The following is a 17,842-nucleotide window of genomic DNA, read 5'->3' on the forward strand; positions in this document are numbered from 1 at the left end:
GGCCTTTAAGCGTGTTATTCACGAATTGTAGGAGTAAAACACAAAAAATGCAGTTCAAAACGCCAATAATACCTTGATTGTGCACTAGATGCGAGAGGGTCAAAACAGCCATAATGAGGGCAACAACCAAGAACCAATTACGCAGGAAAGGGGTAAAGCAATTTGGATAACGGATTGTGGAAACGGATCGCAAACGAATGGCGCCACTTCAAAAAAAATCATGAATTGTTTACGCTTGGCATCCCCGGAGTCGTGTACATTCTCATTTTTGCTTATTTACCCATGATCGGTATTATTATGGCATTCAAAAATTTCCATTACGACAAAGGGATGTTCGGCAGCGAATGGATTGGCTTTAAGAACTTCGAGTTTTTTTTCGTATCTGAATATGCCATTCGCATTACGCGTAATACGGTGCTGTATGAGATCGGCTACATCTTCTTTACGACCGTGTTCGCGCTTCTCTTCGCTGTATTATTGAACGAAATATCCCGAAAAGCGGTGAAAATCTACCAAACCGCGTTGTTCCTCCCCCACTTCTTATCTTGGGTCGTTGTGTACTATATCGTGTTCACTTTACTCGATATCAACAACGGCATACTGAACAAGCTGCTGGAAATGGTGGGCTTGCAAGCACATGATTGGTATATGGAAGCCGGCCCTTGGCCGTACATATTGAACATCGTTGCGCTTTGGAAACGGATCGGTTTCAGCGCGCTGGTCTATTACGCCGGCATTATTGCCATCAATCCCGAATATTACGAAGCAGCCAAAATCGATGGGGCCACAAGGTTTCAAATCGCCCGCAAAGTCACCATCCCGATGATCATGCCATTAATTATGATTTTGCTCATCCTGGCGATCGGCGGGCTTATCTCCGGAGACTTCGGCTTGCATTATTTTGTGCCAAACGGCGGCTTGGCCGGCATGACCTACCCGACGACCGACATCATTGATACTTACGTATACCGGGCGCTGACCAAAATCGGAGATGTCGGCATGGCTACAGCAGTCGGCTTGTTCCAGTCCGTAGTTGGACTGATCCTCGTTCTAAGCGCTAATTTATGGGTCAAAAAAATAAATCCGGAAAATTCATTGTGGTAGGTGGATCATGATTAGGACAGGGCCTAAAGTATCCTACGTCGAAATTGGGATCAATCTCTTGTTTGTTCTCGTCACGCTGTCGATGGTTGTACCGTTTCTGCTCGTTATCGCCATCTCGTTAACGAGTGAAGAGTCGATTGTTACCCAGGGTTATCATTTGATTCCTCACCAATTCAGTACAGACGCTTACCATTATATCTTTAGATCGCCTATGATCTTGATCCAGGCTTACTGGGTCACCATTATGACAACGGTTATCGGTACGTTGGCTAGTCTAGCTCTCACATCCATGACGGCTTACGTCGTGTCCCGGAAAGATTATCGTTACGTGAAGCCGATGACGTTCTACATCTTCTTCACCATGCTGTTCAGCGGAGGGCTTGTTCCTTCCTATATCTTAATGACACAATACCTGCATCTTAAGGATACGATGTGGGCGCTTATTCTCCCAGGGATGCTGTCCCCCTTCTACATCCTTATTATGAAAGGCTTCATTGGCGAGATCCCCAAGGAGCTTATCGAGTCTTCGAAGGTGGATGGAGCCAGCGAATGGCGGATTTATTTCCAGATGATCTTGCCGCTTTCCAAGCCCGCACTCGCTACACTCGGCCTGTTCATCTCGTTTAACTACTGGAATTCCTGGTTTCCGGCGATGCTCTACATTAACAGCGAGAAGCTCGTTCCGATTCAGCTGCTGCTTACGCGAATGATGAGTACCATCAATTTCTTGACCACTAGCTCGCAGTTTATGAGTGGTCTACATATCGATACAAGCAAGTTTCCCAACTTATCCGCAAGGATGGCAATGACGGTGCTGGCAGCGGGTCCGATGATGTTCATCTTCCCGTTTTTTCAGAAATATTTTGTCAAAGGCTTAACGGTGGGTTCCTTGAAAGGCTAACGGCAGTAATCGATTCGTCGTAAGTTGACTCCACGAGAGGGGGTACAAGAATCACAGTTGGTTTGAAGGTGCTGGGGCAGGGTCAATTCAAAGTGCGAAACAATTACTTAGGAGGGTAAGCTAAATATGAAAAAGACAGCCTTTCTGAAATTGCTATTGGCAAGTATGTTAATCGTTTTACTTGTAAGCGCTTGCGGCGGGAATAATAAGAACAACGAATCTAACACGTCAACGAATGAGCCGGCAACAACCACGAACACAGAGTCCACTACTTCAGAGACAGGGGCTACTAACGAACCGGCAGAGCCTGAGAAGGAAGAACTGCCGCCTGTAGAACTGACCTATTATATTCCTCAACCTGAATTGCAGCCGGATCTTACTTCGGTTGAAGCTGCTGTAAATGAGTACATCAAGCCGAAAATCAATGCGACCGTTAAACTACTGCCGATTACTTTCGGTGACTATGATCAGAAAATGAACACAATCGTCTCTGCAGGTGAAACGTTCGATATGATGTGGACGTCAAACTGGGCATTCAACTATGAGAACAACTCCCTCAAAGGTGCGTTCAAGGACCTAGAGTCGCTGGTTACCACTTACGCACCTGATTTCATCAACAGCCTGCCGAAAGCGGCAATTGAAGGGGCAAGAAACTCGCAAGGCAAATTATACGCCATTCCTAACTATCAAATTATTGCACAAGGCGGCGGCTTCGTTATTCAGAAGGAAATGGTCGACAAGTACGGCTTGGATATTAGCACGATCAAGACGTATAAAGACTTGGAGCCATTCCTGGAGAAGGTCAAAGCCGGTGAACCGGACAAAATTGCCTTTGGTTCCAGATCTAACTCATTTGTTCCTTATATGCATGGCTTTGACGGACTTGCCGGAATTGAGTACAGAACCGGCGATCCTAACTACAAGCTCGAATATGTACTGGAAGCACCGGAATATTTAGCTTTTCATCAATTGCTGCATGATTGGTTTAAGAAAGGTTATGTCAATAAAGACGTAGCCACAGCTACGTTCGCTGATTATCAGAAGGCAGGAAAAATCGTCTCTTTCTACGAGTGGACGCTCAAGCCGGGCGGAGAAATCGAGATGAAACAAAACCTGGGCGGCAAAGATGTCGTCTTCATCCCACTCTACGAACCACGTTTCTCCGGCGTTCAGCCGACTATGACGGCAATCAGCAATACTTCAAAAAACCCGGAGAGAGCGATGATGTTCCTCAATCTGGCGAATACGGATCCGGCGTTGTTTAATCTCCTAGCCTTCGGTGTTGAAGGCAAACATTATGATAAACTCGATGCCACTCATATCAAGGTGAAGACAGACGGCGGCTATGCTCCGAACGTAGCATGGGCAATGGGTAACGTTACAATCGGTTACTTGCTGGAAGGCCAATCGGACGATACATGGCCGAAAACAATCGAGCTTAACAACTCAGCTATGGTACCGGAAATTTGGGGCTTCCAATTCAACCAAGAGCCGGTCAAGACGGAGTTGGCCAACATGGATGCTGTTTACAAAGAATACGAAGCCGCAGTCACTACAGGCGCAGTTGATCCAAATGAATACATGCCTAAGCTGCTTGACGCCATGAAGAAGGCCGGCTCCGCGAAAGTAATCGAAGAGAAGCAGAAACAACTGGACGAATGGTTGAAAGCGAAAGGCAAGAAGTAAGCGGAGGGCTGACACCCTAGTAAGAGAAAAAGCCTGGGATAGGATGATCTCAGGCTTTTTCCTATTATTGTGAACATCATAATGGATCGTGTTTAGAGACAACCGACACCATCCCATACTTCTCTTTGACTCGATCTAATTTCTCAAGCAGAGGCTACGATAGCACAAATAAGGCTGCCTAGCCCTGAACAGCGCCGGGCAGAACGCCGCGAAGATATGGCGACCCAGTACAAGATCATCGGGATAGCAGGAGGGGCCATGTCCCCACATAGCTGGATGCCACGTTGAAATCGATATTCCAATGAAGAGGTCAATGCTCACAGAATGCTCACGCAATATCGTAATATGTCATCGCAGATTGGCAACGATGTTACAGTTCTGTACTTTAAAAACCTTGTCACTGCGCCATTTCTTCACAGCTAGTAATTCATCGTTAACGATGTTAAACTACTACGGTTATGATGCTGATTGTCGTGACCCACCTCCTCTAGGTTGCCCGGCGAGGATGCTTTGTTTACTCGAAATACGGGCCTGAATCCGTATGTCTGAATCATTCAATGTGTGGGTTAATTTCCCCACCTGTTTCCCCACGCACTCAACTTTCTCCACAGGAATTAGAGGACGAATGAGAAAGAAACCTTGATATATAGGGAGTTTTCAGAACTGCTAGGAAGCAAAAAACCGCCCAGAAGCATGGGCGGCATGATGTAATAAATCAGAAAAACCTTGATCTATCAGGGGTTGAAGGTGCGAGGTTATCCTTTGGGTTACTAAAGGGTAACCTCGGCAGAAAACTAGAGGCTTCTCATGAGTTCACTGAACTTGTGGGGGGCTTCTTTTTTCTTTGGTTTGGTGACATGCAGATACACGTTCTTGGTTGTATCGTCGTCCTTATGGCCAAGCGCGCCATGATTGTTTCTAAGCTTACTCCTGCTTTTGCCAGTAACGAAGTGTGTGTATGACGTAGAGAATGGGGAGTTAGTTTAGGATTGAGCGCAGCTATTCGCAGCAGCCTAGCCATACGATTCTGAATTTGTTTGAGGTACTCCGAGTATGTATCCTGCGTTCTCTTCATCGGAATTAGCGAATACAAAATCATGATCTAGGCCAACGTTTAAGAAGATGGCATAGTCGCCGTCCAAGCCAGTTTCCTTGGCATTTCACCCATCGACATTACTAAATCGAGGTTTACGCGATCGACATCCATTGTAAAGCAAACGGACAAAGCCAAGTACGCCGTAAATAAGCACATTTTTATTATATTGAAACCCAAGAAGAACACCGACCTAGACAAACTCCATAATATGAACAAAATGGAAACCTAGGTGGCTAAATGGATGTATAAATCTAACAGAAAAAATTGTAAAGTAGATCGTCTGAAAAAGAGAGACAAATGTAAAAAAGACGTCGTTAAGAAAAAGAAGAAAATTGTGAAGTGCCCTCCTCCTAAAATAATCATAAATGCTCCAATGGGAGCAGCGGGTGTCAAAGGTGCAACAGGAGCGATAGGCTCAACAGGAGTAACAGGTGCAACGGGAGCAACAGGTGGCAGAGGTGCAACAGGATATAGAGGTTTAATAGGACCAACAGGTTCAACAGGAGCTAGAGGTGCGAATGGATTTACAGGGCCATCTGGTGCTACCGGTGCTACTGGTGCCCCTGGTATACCAGGGGCGACTGGTTCTTCAGGTGGACCTGTAGGACCTACAGGAACCATGGGTCCAACAGGGCCTACGGGATCCACTGGGTTAGCTGGAGTAAATGGATTAGCTGGTGCAACAGGAGCAACCGGCGACACTGGAGCATTAGGGGCCACCGGAGCTACCGGCGCAACAGGAGCAACCGGCGACACTGGAGCATTAGGGGCCACCGGAGCTACCGGCGCAACAGGAGCCACCGGAGCTACAGGAGCAACCGGCGACACTGGAGCATTAGGGGCCACCGGAGCTACCGGCGCAACAGGAGCCACCGGAGCTACAGGAGCAACAGGAGCAACCGGAGCAACCGGAGCAACCGGCCCTACAGGAGCAACCGGAGAAACAGGAGTAACCGGAGCAACCGGAGCAACTGGAGCAACTGGAGCAACTGGAGCAACTGGAGCAACAGGAGTAACCGGCCCTACAGGAGCAACAGGAGCAACAGGAGTGACCGGAGCAACAGGAGCAACAGGAGCAACAGGAGTAACCGGCCCTACAGGAGCAACCGGAGCAACAGGAGCAACCGGAGCAACCGGAGCAACCGGAGCAACCGGCCCTACAGGAGCAACCGGAGCAACTGGAGCTACAGGAGCAACCGGAGCAACAGGAGTAACCGGAGCAACCGGCGCAACTGGAGCAACCGGAGCAACCGGCGCAACTGGAGCAACCGGAGAAACAGGAGTAACCGGAGCAACCGGAGAAACAGGAGTGACCGGAGCAACTGGAGCAACCGGAGCAACAGGAGCAACCGGGGCAATAGGAGCAACTGGAGCAACTGGAGCAACTGGAGCAACAGGAGCAACAGGAGCAACCGGCCCTACAGGAGCAACCGGAGCAACTGGAGCTACAGGAGCAACCGGAGAAACAGGAGCAACCGGAGCAACCGGAGCAACAGGAGCAACCGGAGCAACAGGAGCAACCGGAGCAACAGGAGTAACCGGAGCAACCGGCGCAACTGGAGCAACCGGAGAAACAGGAGTAACCGGAGCAACCGGAGCAACAGGAGTGACCGGAGCAACTGGAGCATCCGGAGCAACCGGAGCAACCGGGGCAATAGGAGCAACTGGAGCAACTGGAGCAACAGGAGCAACAGGAGCAACCGGAGCAACAGGAGCAACCGGAGAAACAGGAGCAACAGGAGCAACCGGAGCAACAGGAGCAACCGGAGCAACAGGAGAAACTGGCGCAACTGGAGCAACTGGAGCAACAGGAGCAACAGGAGCAACAGGAGCAACAGGAGCAACGGGAGCAACCGGAGCAACAGGAGTAACCGGAGCAACAGGAGAAACTGGAGCAACAGGAGCAACAGGAGCAACAGGAGCAACGGGAGCAACCGGAGCAACAGGAGTAACCGGCCCTACAGGAGCAACCGGAGCAACAGGAGCAACCGGAGCAACAGGAGTAACCGGAGCAACAGGAGAAACTGGCGCAACTGGAGCAACAGGAGCAACAGGAGCAACAGGAGCAACAGGAGCAACAGGAGTAACCGGCCCAACAGGAGCAACAGGAGCAACAGGAGCAACAGGAGTAACCGGCGCAACTGGAGCAACCGGAGCAACGGGCGATACCGGAGTCTTGAACTTTGCAGATTTTTTTGCGTTAATGCCTTCTGACAATGCAGCGACAGTTGCTCCTGGTACAGACGTAAGCTTTCCGCAAAACGGTCCTTCTAGTGGGACTGCTATTGCCCGAACAAGTCCCAGTACATTTAACTTATCTGCAACTGGCACTTATCAGGTGTTGTTTCAAGTAAGTGTGGACGAAGCGGGTCAATTGGATTTGACACTAAATAACGTAGAGCTACCCTATACGGTGGTCGGGCGAGCAACAGGTACTTCACAAATAATAGGAATGGCTCTTGTACAAACGATAGCTGCCAACTCAATACTCACTGTAAGAAATCCTGCTGGTAATGCTACGGCACTAACCATAACTCCTGTCGCAGGAGGAACAAGGCCTGTTTCAGCACATCTTGTTATCACGCAACTCGGCTAGAAAATCAAAAAACATGCCAAAAAGGCGAAGTCCGGAGCATTTACTCGTGGACTTCGTCTTTTAGCCGTCATGCTCGACGAGGTTGCAGCACCCGCCGCTGATCGCCGTGCTCTCTCAGCTTACGCCTCTGCCGCGAGCTCCGCGTGCGGAATTCCGTGCCGCTGACTATCAGCTTCCGCACGGAATTTTAACGTAGCTCTTCGGCTTGCCTAGTTTGCCGGAGAGCCTCATCGATCAGATGAGTCGCAATTTAAATAATAATTTCAGAGTAAGAGTCACACGTATACCAGGAACTATTCTGTGAAAATTATCACTCAGAGCGAGCGAGGTAATAGGCATATTCCATCGGTCTGCTGTAGATGATGTCTTTGTCTTTAAACCAACGAAGGTCGTTGAACATGCTTTTCTGGGGTTTCCCGTTAAGTTCGATGATCCATAGCTTTCCTGCGTCATCTAAAGCAAAATCAACGCTCAATTCGCCCAATGAACCCATATGAGTTTCTGCTGTTTGTGCAGCTGCTGCACTTATTTCATGAAGAGATTGGAGCATCTCATTTGTCTTTTCTGGACTAAATAAGAGGTGGAAAATTTCCGCGGCGTCATAAATGAACTCGCAAACACTCGTGTTGAAATAATCCTGATAAGCTACTCTGCAAGCGCTGGTGGAAACCGTCCATTCACCCCGAATGTCTTTTTGAACAAGGACTCGAATATCGCAATAACGATTATTCAGATGACGTATGCTAACTCCCTGCTGAACCATATAGTTCCCTGATCCGAGAAGCTCATCTAACTTTTCCGCAATGCTCTCATTCGCTCTGCATATATATTTTGGAGCTAGGGCGTTCAGGGAGATATGTGTATCCCCTGTAGTCGTTTGCTCGATACGATAGACGGATTTCCCTTTAAAACCGTACGTAGGCTTAATATATACGGTTTTATATTTCTCTATTACCGATGATACGCTCACATCATTGTATAAATAAGTGTCTGGTATATAGGCGCTTAGAGATGACTGTTTCAATAGGTTATGGAGATCCCATTTGTTAAAGAAGTTGATAGTGTTGAAACATTTGTTCCTGCCAATCACGTTCTCCAAGCGTTGAATGGTGATTGTTTTCTTGTTAAAACTGCGATTATAGACGACATCAGGAAAAACAAACAGTCCTTGTTTCCATAAGCCCTTATTTAAGCTGAGTCCATGGATACGTTCTTCCTCCCAATCAATATCCGCCGGGGTAAAGGCAAAAAGCTTCATCTTCAATTTGTCATACCGCTGATAGAGTTTCAAAATACTTTTTCTATTGTTTCTCTCGGTTACTAAAATCCCTACTAACGGTTGACTCTCCAATCTATCCACTCTCCCAGTCTTCGATCGCTAGTACTATTAAATGCTGGAGTGGTAGTTTTGATAGGGACAAAGACATAATAGGTTGGAAAAATATACAATAATTACCACCCATTTTTAAATATGTAGGCAACTACTCCCATCCATTTGCCGGATGATGAATATGATGAAACAGCTTTACTTTACTAAATAAGGAGACGAGACTATATGGGGAAACATAACTGTCCTCCGGGACCTCCGGGACCGGAAGGACCGAGAGGGCCACAAGGACCTCCAGGGCCTCCGGCGGAAGGGGCGCAATTGCTTCAAGGACTTGCCGGAGCAATAGGAGCAGCAGGACCCGCAGGACTTGCGGGAGCGCTTGGACCAGCTGGATTAGCAGGACTGGCAGGAGCAATTGGGGAGGCTGGACCTGCAGGTCTGGCAGGTCTGGCTGGGGCACTTGGAGCAGCAGGGCTTGCCGGAGCAACTGGACCAGCGGGACCAGCAGGACCAGCAGGACCAGCAGGAGCAGCGGGAGCGGCAGGACCAGCGGGTCCTGCAGGAGCAGTAGGTGCAGCAGGACCGGCAGGACCAACAGGATCCACAGGGGCTGCGGGAGCTGGAGGATTGATTCCGTTTTCGACGGGGATCATCATTAGCGGTGCTACAGTGGTATCGGCAGCTCCGATTTTAATGGGCTTTGGCAATCACACGGTTGAAGTTATTGACGGTTCCGGAGAATCAACCAGTCCACCCGAAGCAGGTGGATTTGCTTTCCCAATTCCATTCGCGGGTACTGTTCAAAATTTACAAATCAGTGCAGATCTATTGGTTGCTTCTGTGGTTTCCATAAATACGCTCGGCCTTCAATATGATTTTACAGTATTCCTCGCACCGTCAGTTCCTAATAGCGGGATTGATCACAGTGCTTCACCTTACGTGACAACACCGTTAACCAGTTCAGTTCGATTCGGATTTCCGAATAATATCATTACAGCGGGCACTTTCCGTGCCGCAACGAATATCAATTTGGGACCATTAGTAGTTGCTGCAGGTGATCGTATTGGGATTCGTATAAGGACGCTACAATCGACAGATCCCTCAGCAGCAGATATCACGCAACTCTCATTTAGCGCCACTCTGTCGTATACGCCTTCTTAAGTAAGAATGTTAGAGTCACAGGCTATGCTGGAAATTTCATCGTAGCCTGTTTTGCATGCAGCAATGCATCGGTCATTGAAGTAGCTGCAAGGGTGAGTACGCCATAAAATTGAAATGGGTGATGGATTGGGTAACATAGGCAGAAAACTAGAGGCTTCTCATGAGTTCACCGAACTTGTGGGATGCCTCTTTTTTCATTGGTTTGGTGACGTGCAGATACACGTTCTTGGTTGCATCGTCGTTCTTATGGCCGAGATGAGTACTCTCCATACGAGTTGTGTGCGCAGAAGAATTTTCCAGTTAGAATTGGGCATTCTATTTATGTTATAGTGATTAGATTGTCTAGGAGGATGATAAATATGAATCAAAGTAATGAGTTGCCGCCCAAAACATGCTCGATAGAGCGATTGGTAACGGTTAAGCCGGACGTAGAGAAAGTGATAGCAGGCATTAAAACAGCAACTCGGCGTAATGGGCGGTATGCCGATGTCGGAGAAATCATGGAGCTTCAAGGGCACCGTTTCGTAGTTGAAAAGGTGTATTCGCAATCGCTTGGTGAGCTCACCGATGAGCACGCCAAGCAAGAAGGGTACGAGAATGTAGAAGCCTACAAGCAATCGATCTTATCCTATCACCCCGGTATGCCATGGCTGCCGCATATGCGTGTATGGGTGCATGAATTTAGTCAGGTACAGGAGTAAATAGAAGGTGGGTTTCTGGTACTCTTTGCTGCTCTATATACATATCCTTAGCGCGATTATGTCGATTGGACCCTTTTTTATTTTCATTCCCGTGATGAAGAAGCTCCGGACGGCAGAAGCCTTAGAGCAGAATGCCTATCTGAATACGTTCCGATCCGCTATACGTTTGGCGAAGCACGCAGGCCATGTGTTGGTTGGTTCCGGAATCTTGCTTGTTCTTGTGGGCTCGTGGTCTTGGTCGACATCCTGGATCGTCTTGACGATCCTGCTCTTGATTGGGTCCTTACTCTTCCTGGCTCGCGCATTCTCTCCGAAAATACGGAAATTCAATGAACCGGGCCAAGACAAAGCAATCATCATTCGATTGCTTGCTCGGTCGCTATGGATCTACCTTGTGCTCCTGCTTTGTATGTTGGCATTTATGGTAGTGAAGCCTACCTTCTGGTAATGATAAGCGCCGCCCCTTGACTGCTTCCGATTATTAGGAGGCAGTCTTTTTCGCCGTACTTTCTTTTCCCTTGTTACCTGCCACCAAATGTGAGTTAATAGAAGTGCCAAGCTGACTATTCTCGTGAAGGGAGGCCGAATGCAAGGATCCTTAATAGGTAGAAAAATGGAAGTAATGACTCTAGGGAGGGACCGAGAGCATGAACGGAATTCACCTGAAGGAAAAGTCGGCAATAGTAGAGCATTCGTCTTATTCCATTACGGCCGATCTTGAGAGCGGAACCGTATCGATTATCGGCAACGAGAAGTGGGAGCTTCGAGACTCCTACGCTTATATAGAAATGTTCGGTGAAAGAATTTATACAACCGATTATGAAAGCCATGCGTTTGCGGAAGATCGCTCTGGGGCCATTGAGGATGATTTTGGAAGCGGTATCATGCTGGTTATCGAGCATCGCTCAGCCGGACTGCCCATATTGCGCCAGATCTTCCGCTCCTATGATCACTTGCCTTACTTGTTTGCGGAACTGGAAGCAGAGTCTGCTGGGGAAATTAGGAGCAACCGTATGGCTCCCCTTGCGGTCAGCCAATATCGGACAGGCGAGCTTAAGATTGCGGGCGCAACGGATCTGAAAATGCTCTACGTTCCTTACGACAACGATAGATGGACCCGTTATGGCTCTCATTATGTGCATGCGGCAAGGGAAAGCTATGAGGTTACGGCACTCTACGAATCCGGTGATCGCAGAGGCGTGGTTGCAGGTTCGGTTACACATGAGCTGTGGAAAACCGGCATTACAATCAAGGGCACACTCGGCGGTATAGACGCTTTCGAGATTTACGGAGGTGTGTCGAGCGAGGAAACGCGGGATTCCCTGCCGCATGGTGAAGTGGTAGGCAGCAGCATCCGTTCGCCGCACATATTCCTAGGGTATTTTGAAGATTATCGGGACGGTATGGAGAGCTTCGGAGAAGCGAACCACAAGGTGTCTCCTGCCATGCCGTGGGATGGCGAAATTCCGCTCGGATGGAACAGCTTCGCTGCGATTGGAGGGGACCTCACGACAGATGTATACTTGAATGCCTCCGATTTCTTAAAGGAAATGACAGATAAGCACGAAGTCCATCAGAACGGTGTCGTTTACTTGAATCTAGATGCCTTATGGAGCCGTTGGCCGGAGGAAGAGCTTTTGGCTACAGTGAAGCATGTGAATGCTAACGGACAAAAAGCCGGCATCTATTGGGCGCCGTTTGCTTTCTGGGAGTTTTTCGAAGATCGCAATGCAGTCGTTCCAGGAACGAACGGCCAATATATAATAGATGACCTGTTGTTGCGGGACGACGATGGGAATACGCTGCCACTTCTGGACCGAGCCTTACCGATCGACCCGACGCATCCGGGAACGCTCATGCGGATTAAGTATTACATGGACAAGTTCAAAGCATGGGGCTACGAGTACTTGAAGCTGGACTTCCTAAGCCATGCTGCGATGGAGGGCAATCACTTCCGCAGCGATATTACGACGGGAACTGCCGCTTATTACATGGCGATGTGCTACTTGCGTGATTGCCTGGAGCCGCAAGGGGACGAGAAGCGAATTTTCATTAACTTGTCGATTGCTCCGCTGTTCCCGTACAATTTTGCACATAGCCGGAGAATCTCCTGCGATGCGTTCGGCCTGAATAAGGACAACGAATATTTATTGAATTCCATTACGCATGGATGGTGGATGAACCATCGCATCTATGCATACAATGATCCGGATCATACGGTCATGTACAAAAGCTTTCAGCAAGGCATATCGAGTCTGAACGAGGCGAGGAGCCGGTTAAACGCCACCGTTATCGGGGGGTCCGTACTTCTGCTTAGCGATGATTTCCGCAGAGACGAAGCAAGGACTCGAGTAGAAGGTTTGCTCGCCAACCAAGAAATCGTGAGGTTAGCAGGCAGACAGCTCACTTTCCGTCCGGCCGAAGAAGTCCACGGCGAGCGAAGCGCTCATATCTTCACGGCATCGAGTCCGGGTGAGAATGCCGTTTACGTAGCTTTATTCAATACAAGCGAGACCGATACGGTTCGCAAACGGGTTTCCTATAAGCAACTACAGATTGATGCGGGGCTTGTTGAAGGAATCGATAACTTATGGACGGAGACGTCTCTCTTGTCCTGGGACGAAGAGGCTGTCGTGTGCGAGCTCTCGCCGATGGACTCCACGCTGCTCCGTGTGCGGATGAAAGTTTAGACATCGCGAGAACGAGAATAACTAGACTACTTCCTTCAGGAGGTAGTCTTTTTGATGAATATCGAGTACAATTCCCATGACTAGTATGGAAATTATCTATCCCGAAAGGGCGTGAATTGCACCGTGTTGGAAACGGAAGCTACACTACGGCAGCCTTCTTTTACGAAATTCTGGGTTTCGCGCACGTTATCCTCGACTTCCTTCCAGATGCTCTCGGTTGCGATTGGCTGGCAGATGTATGCATTGACGCATGATGCTTACAGCCTTGGGCTCGTGGGATTGGCACAGTTTCTGCCGATGATGCTGCTGACGTTAGTTGTCGGGCAGGTTGCGGATCGCTACGACCGGAGGAAAATCGTTTTCTTATGCCAAATCATCGAAAGTGGAATTGCTGCGCTGCTGCTCGTTGGGAACCTAGCCGGATGGCTTGGGCGAAATGAGATCCTGGTAGCTGCAGCGATTCTTGGTTCTTGCCGAGCATTCGAGGGTCCTTCGTCTTCATCGCTGCTGCCGATGCTGGTGCCGAAGGAACTCATGCAGAAAGCGATCGCCTGGACAACCTCTACCGGACAAACCTCTCAGATCATCGGACCGACCCTGGGCGGTGTTCTTATTGCGGTGGGACCGGTATTCGTCTATGTCACAGCGGCAGTGGCACTATTAGTTGCCGGGATTCTTACATTCCTCATCCGCATGGAGATCATAGTCAGGAAGCCTGAGCCGGTGACGGCCAGCTCCATCTTCTCCGGCTTAGTGTTCGTCAGACGCAACCCGGTTATCTTGGGAACGATATCGCTTGACCTGTTCGCCGTTCTTCTTGGCGGCGCGACAGCGCTGCTGCCTATTTTCGCGGAGGATATTTTGCATACGGGTCCACTGGGATTAGGTATCATGCGGACGGCTCCTGCCGTTGGCGCGCTGTTGATGTCCATTACGCTAGTCTATTACCCCTTGAGGAAAGCGCTCGGTCCGATTCTGTTCGGAGCACTCGGTGTTTTTGGATTAGCTACCATGCTCTTCGCGGTATCGACGAATATCATGATTTCGCTGGTTGCCTTGCTGCTTATCGGGGGTTCAGATGTCATCAGCGTGGTCATTCGTTCTTCTCTTGTGCAGCTGCAAACGCCGGATGAGATGAGGGGCCGCGTGAATGCGGTAAACTCGCTCTTCATCGGAACCTCTAATCAGTTGGGAGAGTTTGAGTCGGGCACGCTTGCCGGCATGGTTGGCCCGGTCCAAGCCGCATTCATCGGGGGCATTGGCACGATTGTGGTAGCAGGCCTGTGGATGGTTCTGTTTCCGTCGCTTAGACGGCTACGATCTTTAACTAATGAATAAGAGGCTTCCTATGAGTTCATTGAACTTGTAGGAGGTTTTTTATTGTTTGCATTCTATTTATGACGAATTTTGTCGAAATATATTCAAACATTGGGCGGCTAACGCTATTAAGATAGCAGCTAAGCAGCAATGGATGAAGGGTTATCCGAGCGGAAGCTTCAAGCCGGAGGCTCGCGTTACTCGTGCTGAATTTTTTCAAGCTCTCTACAATATCTACAAGTGGGAAGCGAAAGACGGCACAACATTCTCGGATGTAGATGGACATTGGGCGGAGCAAGCGATTGCTGCAGCAGCGCAGCAGGGCATTTTGTCCGGTTATCCGGATGGAACCTTCCAACCGGATCAACCGATTACCCGTGCGGAAGCGGTATCCATCTTCAATAAACTGCTCAGCCGCGAACCGTGGATGATTGAAATTCCAGCGAAGTGGACAGACGTTACAGCTGATTATTGGGCCTATGACGATGTAATGGAAGCGTCCATTTCGCATGTTTATGCGGCTTATGAAGATGGTTGGGAAGACTGGCTGTTGAAATAGGATTAGCTTGAAATAACGTACAAGAAGAGCAGTCGATTCGATCTGAATCGGCTGTTTTTTTCAACCTTGCATTAATCCGCGGCAGCGGGTAGGATGATAGAAGCCAACATCAGGAAGAGGGTAGAAACAAAATGAGTTATAACCATTCGGAAGACGAAATTATCGACTCTATTGAGCGACTGCGGGAGCTGGTAGGCGTTCCGCATGAAGCTGTTGTTAAGAAAACCATCGACCATATCGATGATCATGTCCGTAATTATTTGGCCCAATGTCCGCTGTTTTTTCTCGCGACGTCTAACGCCGAAGGCCAATGCGATGTATCACCGCGCGGCGATCAGCCAGGGTTTGTGAAGGTATTGGATGATCATACATTAGCTTTTCCTGAGCGAATGGGGAACCGACGGGTTGATTCGATGATGAACCTGCTGGAAAATCCTCGGCTTGGCATGATTTGCATTTTGCCTGGGATGAATGAGGTGCTTCGCATTAACGGAACGGCGCGCATGGTCTATAACGAGACCTTGCAGCAGAGCATGGCTCTGAATGGCAGACCTCCGCAATTCGCAGTGAAGGTAACTGTTGAAGAGTGTTTCGTTCATTGCCCGCGGGCGCTGAATACGTCGAGCTTATGGAAAACGGAAACATGGCTTGAACGTGAGCAGTTCCCTAATATACAACGGATGTTCGAGGATCATATTACGAAGAACGGCTATGTGATTGAAAAAGAATCCGAGTAGCAGCTAGAAATACAGAGATACAGCCGTCTGGTTTGCACTCTATTCATTGCGGCGACAATAGAGTATAGGGGGAGGAAGCCACCTATGCTCTTTTCTGCTTTGAAGCCCATGATTGTGAGTATCGGGAAAGAAGCCTTCGACAATGAAGGTTATATTTTCGAGCCCAAATATGACGGTTGGCGCATGCTCATTCATAAGCAAAACGAACGAATTGAAGCCTATACACGCTACGGAAACCTTGTGACAGCCAAGTTTCCCGAATTGAAGGAAGCGGCGTCCGCAATCAAGGCGGACTCGGCTATTTTGGATTGCGAAGGGATTTGTATGCGCGGGGGACGGCCCGTGTTTGATGATTTCGCGTATCGTGGGAGGCTAAGCCATTCTGCAAGAATCGCACAAGCGACGCTTACGCATCCGGCAACTTTCGTGGTGTTTGATCTCTTATATACGGATCGAGCACATGTGCATGAACCATTGCTGCAGAGGAAGGAACGCTTAGCCGATGTCGTGTCCGATTCACAGGTTCTCACGAAAACCATGTTTGTCGACGGGAGGGGCAAGGCCCTGTTCGCGATGACGAAAGAGAAGAACATGGAAGGCATCGTCGCGAAACGGAAGGATTCCAGCTACCAACTGAATAAGACATCGCCGGATTGGTTGAAAATCAAACATTTCAAGTCCATTGACACGGTAATTCTCGGTTATCGGACAGAACCGTTTGCGCTTGTCCTCGGACTTCACTTCAAGACGATTAGGAATAAGCCTGTAGGAACCGTTGAATTTGGCATCAAGCCGGAAGAAAAGCAGGTATTCCTGGCGATCGCGCAGCAGCTCCATACCGCGGCAAATCAACAAACGCAGTGGATCGAGCCGCGCTTGTGCTGCCGAATCGATTATCTGGAGCGAACGGATATGCATCAGCTGAGAACTACGATTTTTAGAGGGTTCCTGGCTGATAAACAGCCGGAGGAATGTGTTTGGGATTATGATTGATAAGGGAATGCGTATGTGATAAAAGAAGCCAACCACAGAACAATCGTGGCTGGCTTCTCTTTGTTAATGCATATTCTATGTAACAACGGTCGGTGCTTTTCTATGCACTGTGCAGCCTCTCGTTTCCAATGATAGTTACATTTACCTATATTTTTTAATGTGGCAGAATATATGGGTCGTAACTACTAGAAACATATATACGCTGCAATTAGCGATCAGGGAGGATATTTATGATTTATATTTTGTTGCTTCTAGTATTAATCCTGGCCATCATTAATAAATCTCCAACTATTAAAGGTATTATTGGAGAGAAATCCGTCATACGTAAATTGAATAAGTTAGACAAGACGAAGTATGAAGTTATTCATGATTTAACTATTCCCTCAACATCAGGGAGAACCACGCAAATCGATCATGTGGTTGTTTCTATTTATGGTATTTTCGTTATTGAAACGAAAAACTATCGAGGCTGGATTGTTGGAGACGAGCGATCTGAATACTGGACACAGGTCATTTATAAACGTAAGGAAAAATTGTACAATCCTTTGCGGCAAAATTACGGACATATTCAAGCGATCGCTTCGTTGTTTCCTGATGGAGATAATCTACCGCTAATAGGAATCGTTAGCTTTAGCGGAAGAGCTGATTTAAAAGTAAAGACTTCGCAAGAAGTTGTTTATGCTTCCAAGCTCGTTCGAACGATAGAGAAGCATAATGATGTCGTTTTGGATATGCAGCAAATAGAACATATTGTAGCGGTTTTGAAGGCAAGTCAGTTGAATGGTAAGCAAGTAAAGAAAGAGCACGTGAAAGCCATTAAAGAGGTAGCGGCTACAAAACAAAGAATGGTCACAAACAATTTATGTCCCAAATGTGGTAGTGAGCTTGTCGAGCGCACAGGAAAGTACGGAAAGTTTAAAGGCTGCAGTGCCTACCCCAGATGCAGGTATATCCTCAAGGGATAGCGAAGC

General features: G+C 48.3%; 14 protein-coding genes and 2 pseudogenes. 13 read left to right on the forward strand and 3 right to left on the reverse strand.

Annotated features, from left to right (window positions below):
* Positions 1-162 precede the first annotated feature (162 nt).
* The 3 genes from AC0YN4_RS20480 (at position 163) to AC0YN4_RS20490 (ending at position 3,691) form a co-directional block, all read left to right on the forward strand.
* On the forward strand, positions 163-1,104 hold the full coding sequence (locus tag AC0YN4_RS20480; RefSeq protein WP_475783626.1) for an ABC transporter permease: 942 nt from the start codon (positions 163-165) through the stop codon (positions 1,102-1,104).
* Between the two features lie 7 nt (positions 1,105-1,111).
* On the forward strand, positions 1,112-2,005 hold the full coding sequence (locus AC0YN4_RS20485) for a carbohydrate ABC transporter permease (protein ID WP_475783627.1): 894 nt from the start codon (positions 1,112-1,114) through the stop codon (positions 2,003-2,005).
* A gap of 126 nt (positions 2,006-2,131) precedes the next feature.
* The gene (locus AC0YN4_RS20490) at positions 2,132-3,691 is read left to right on the forward strand and encodes an ABC transporter substrate-binding protein (RefSeq protein ID WP_475783628.1); all 1,560 of its coding nucleotides are present in this window, start codon (positions 2,132-2,134) and stop codon (positions 3,689-3,691) included.
* A gap of 794 nt (positions 3,692-4,485) precedes the next feature.
* Here AC0YN4_RS20490 and AC0YN4_RS20495 read toward each other — a convergent pair.
* Positions 4,486-4,794: pseudogene (locus AC0YN4_RS20495) on the reverse strand (tyrosine-type recombinase/integrase); the annotation flags it as partial.
* 612 nt (positions 4,795-5,406) lie between these two features.
* Here AC0YN4_RS20495 and AC0YN4_RS20500 point away from each other — a divergent pair.
* Complete coding sequence (locus tag AC0YN4_RS20500) at positions 5,407-7,383, forward strand: collagen-like protein (protein WP_475836707.1); 1,977 nt, start codon at positions 5,407-5,409, stop codon at positions 7,381-7,383.
* Between the two features lie 310 nt (positions 7,384-7,693).
* Here the strand turns inward: AC0YN4_RS20500 and AC0YN4_RS20505 are convergent, their stop codons facing one another.
* A complete protein-coding gene (locus AC0YN4_RS20505; RefSeq protein ID WP_475784042.1) occupies positions 7,694-8,734 on the reverse strand; it encodes a YheC/YheD family endospore coat-associated protein in 1,041 nt (346 codons plus the stop codon).
* A 204-nt stretch (positions 8,735-8,938) separates the two neighbouring features.
* Between AC0YN4_RS20505 and AC0YN4_RS20510 the strand changes: the two genes are divergently transcribed.
* Complete coding sequence (locus AC0YN4_RS20510) at positions 8,939-9,874, forward strand: hypothetical protein (RefSeq protein ID WP_475784043.1); 936 nt, start codon at positions 8,939-8,941, stop codon at positions 9,872-9,874.
* A gap of 147 nt (positions 9,875-10,021) precedes the next feature.
* Here AC0YN4_RS20510 and AC0YN4_RS20515 read toward each other — a convergent pair.
* Positions 10,022-10,129: pseudogene (locus AC0YN4_RS20515) on the reverse strand (tyrosine-type recombinase/integrase); the annotation flags it as partial.
* A 95-nt stretch (positions 10,130-10,224) separates the two neighbouring features.
* On the opposite strand from AC0YN4_RS20515, the gene AC0YN4_RS20520 reads away from it, so the two are divergent.
* The 8 genes from AC0YN4_RS20520 to AC0YN4_RS20555 all read left to right on the forward strand — a co-directional run bounded on the left by AC0YN4_RS20520 (position 10,225) and on the right by AC0YN4_RS20555 (position 17,836).
* Positions 10,225-10,575: an ASCH domain-containing protein gene (locus tag AC0YN4_RS20520; protein ID WP_475784044.1), complete on the forward strand. Its 351-nt coding sequence runs from the start codon at positions 10,225-10,227 to the stop codon at positions 10,573-10,575.
* 58 nt (positions 10,576-10,633) lie between these two features.
* On the forward strand, positions 10,634-11,023 hold the full coding sequence (locus AC0YN4_RS20525; RefSeq protein ID WP_475784185.1) for a hypothetical protein: 390 nt from the start codon (positions 10,634-10,636) through the stop codon (positions 11,021-11,023).
* Between the two features lie 199 nt (positions 11,024-11,222).
* Positions 11,223-13,265 (forward strand): alpha-amylase family protein, encoded by a 2,043-nt coding sequence (locus tag AC0YN4_RS20530; protein WP_475836625.1) that lies wholly within the window; start codon positions 11,223-11,225, stop codon positions 13,263-13,265.
* A gap of 111 nt (positions 13,266-13,376) precedes the next feature.
* The gene (locus AC0YN4_RS20535) at positions 13,377-14,603 is read left to right on the forward strand and encodes an MFS transporter (RefSeq protein ID WP_475836626.1); all 1,227 of its coding nucleotides are present in this window, start codon (positions 13,377-13,379) and stop codon (positions 14,601-14,603) included.
* 46 nt (positions 14,604-14,649) lie between these two features.
* Positions 14,650-15,141 (forward strand): S-layer homology domain-containing protein, encoded by a 492-nt coding sequence (locus AC0YN4_RS20540; RefSeq protein WP_475836627.1) that lies wholly within the window; start codon positions 14,650-14,652, stop codon positions 15,139-15,141.
* Positions 15,142-15,272: 131 nt separating this feature from the next.
* Entirely contained in the window at positions 15,273-15,878 is a 606-nt protein-coding gene (locus tag AC0YN4_RS20545) for an MSMEG_1061 family FMN-dependent PPOX-type flavoprotein (RefSeq protein WP_475784048.1), read from the forward strand.
* Positions 15,879-15,962: 84 nt separating this feature from the next.
* Complete coding sequence (locus AC0YN4_RS20550) at positions 15,963-16,871, forward strand: ATP-dependent DNA ligase (RefSeq protein WP_475784049.1); 909 nt, start codon at positions 15,963-15,965, stop codon at positions 16,869-16,871.
* 230 nt (positions 16,872-17,101) lie between these two features.
* The gene (locus AC0YN4_RS20555; RefSeq protein ID WP_475784050.1) at positions 17,102-17,836 is read left to right on the forward strand and encodes an NERD domain-containing protein; all 735 of its coding nucleotides are present in this window, start codon (positions 17,102-17,104) and stop codon (positions 17,834-17,836) included.
* Positions 17,837-17,842 lie beyond the last annotated feature (6 nt).

It is taken from the genome of Paenibacillus sp. J22R3 (assembly GCF_056269305.1).

Bases quoted from the DNA above. Each gene is read 5' to 3' on its own strand.
- AC0YN4_RS20550 (WP_475784049.1), top strand. From the start codon at position 15,963: ATGCTCTTTTCTGCTTTGAAGCCCATGATTGTGAGTATCGGGAAAGAA.
- AC0YN4_RS20520 (WP_475784044.1), top strand. From the start codon at position 10,225: ATGATAAATATGAATCAAAGTAATGAGTTGCCGCCCAAAACATGCTCG.
- AC0YN4_RS20545 (WP_475784048.1), top strand. From the start codon at position 15,273: ATGAGTTATAACCATTCGGAAGACGAAATTATCGACTCTATTGAGCGA.
- AC0YN4_RS20485 (WP_475783627.1), top strand. From the start codon at position 1,112: ATGATTAGGACAGGGCCTAAAGTATCCTACGTCGAAATTGGGATCAAT.
- AC0YN4_RS20530 (WP_475836625.1), top strand. From the start codon at position 11,223: ATGAACGGAATTCACCTGAAGGAAAAGTCGGCAATAGTAGAGCATTCG.
- AC0YN4_RS20490 (WP_475783628.1), top strand. From the start codon at position 2,132: ATGAAAAAGACAGCCTTTCTGAAATTGCTATTGGCAAGTATGTTAATC.
- AC0YN4_RS20525 (WP_475784185.1), top strand. From the start codon at position 10,634: ATGTCGATTGGACCCTTTTTTATTTTCATTCCCGTGATGAAGAAGCTC.
- AC0YN4_RS20500 (WP_475836707.1), top strand. From the start codon at position 5,407: ATGGGTCCAACAGGGCCTACGGGATCCACTGGGTTAGCTGGAGTAAAT.
- AC0YN4_RS20555 (WP_475784050.1), top strand. From the start codon at position 17,102: ATGATTTATATTTTGTTGCTTCTAGTATTAATCCTGGCCATCATTAAT.
- AC0YN4_RS20510 (WP_475784043.1), top strand. From the start codon at position 8,939: ATGGGGAAACATAACTGTCCTCCGGGACCTCCGGGACCGGAAGGACCG.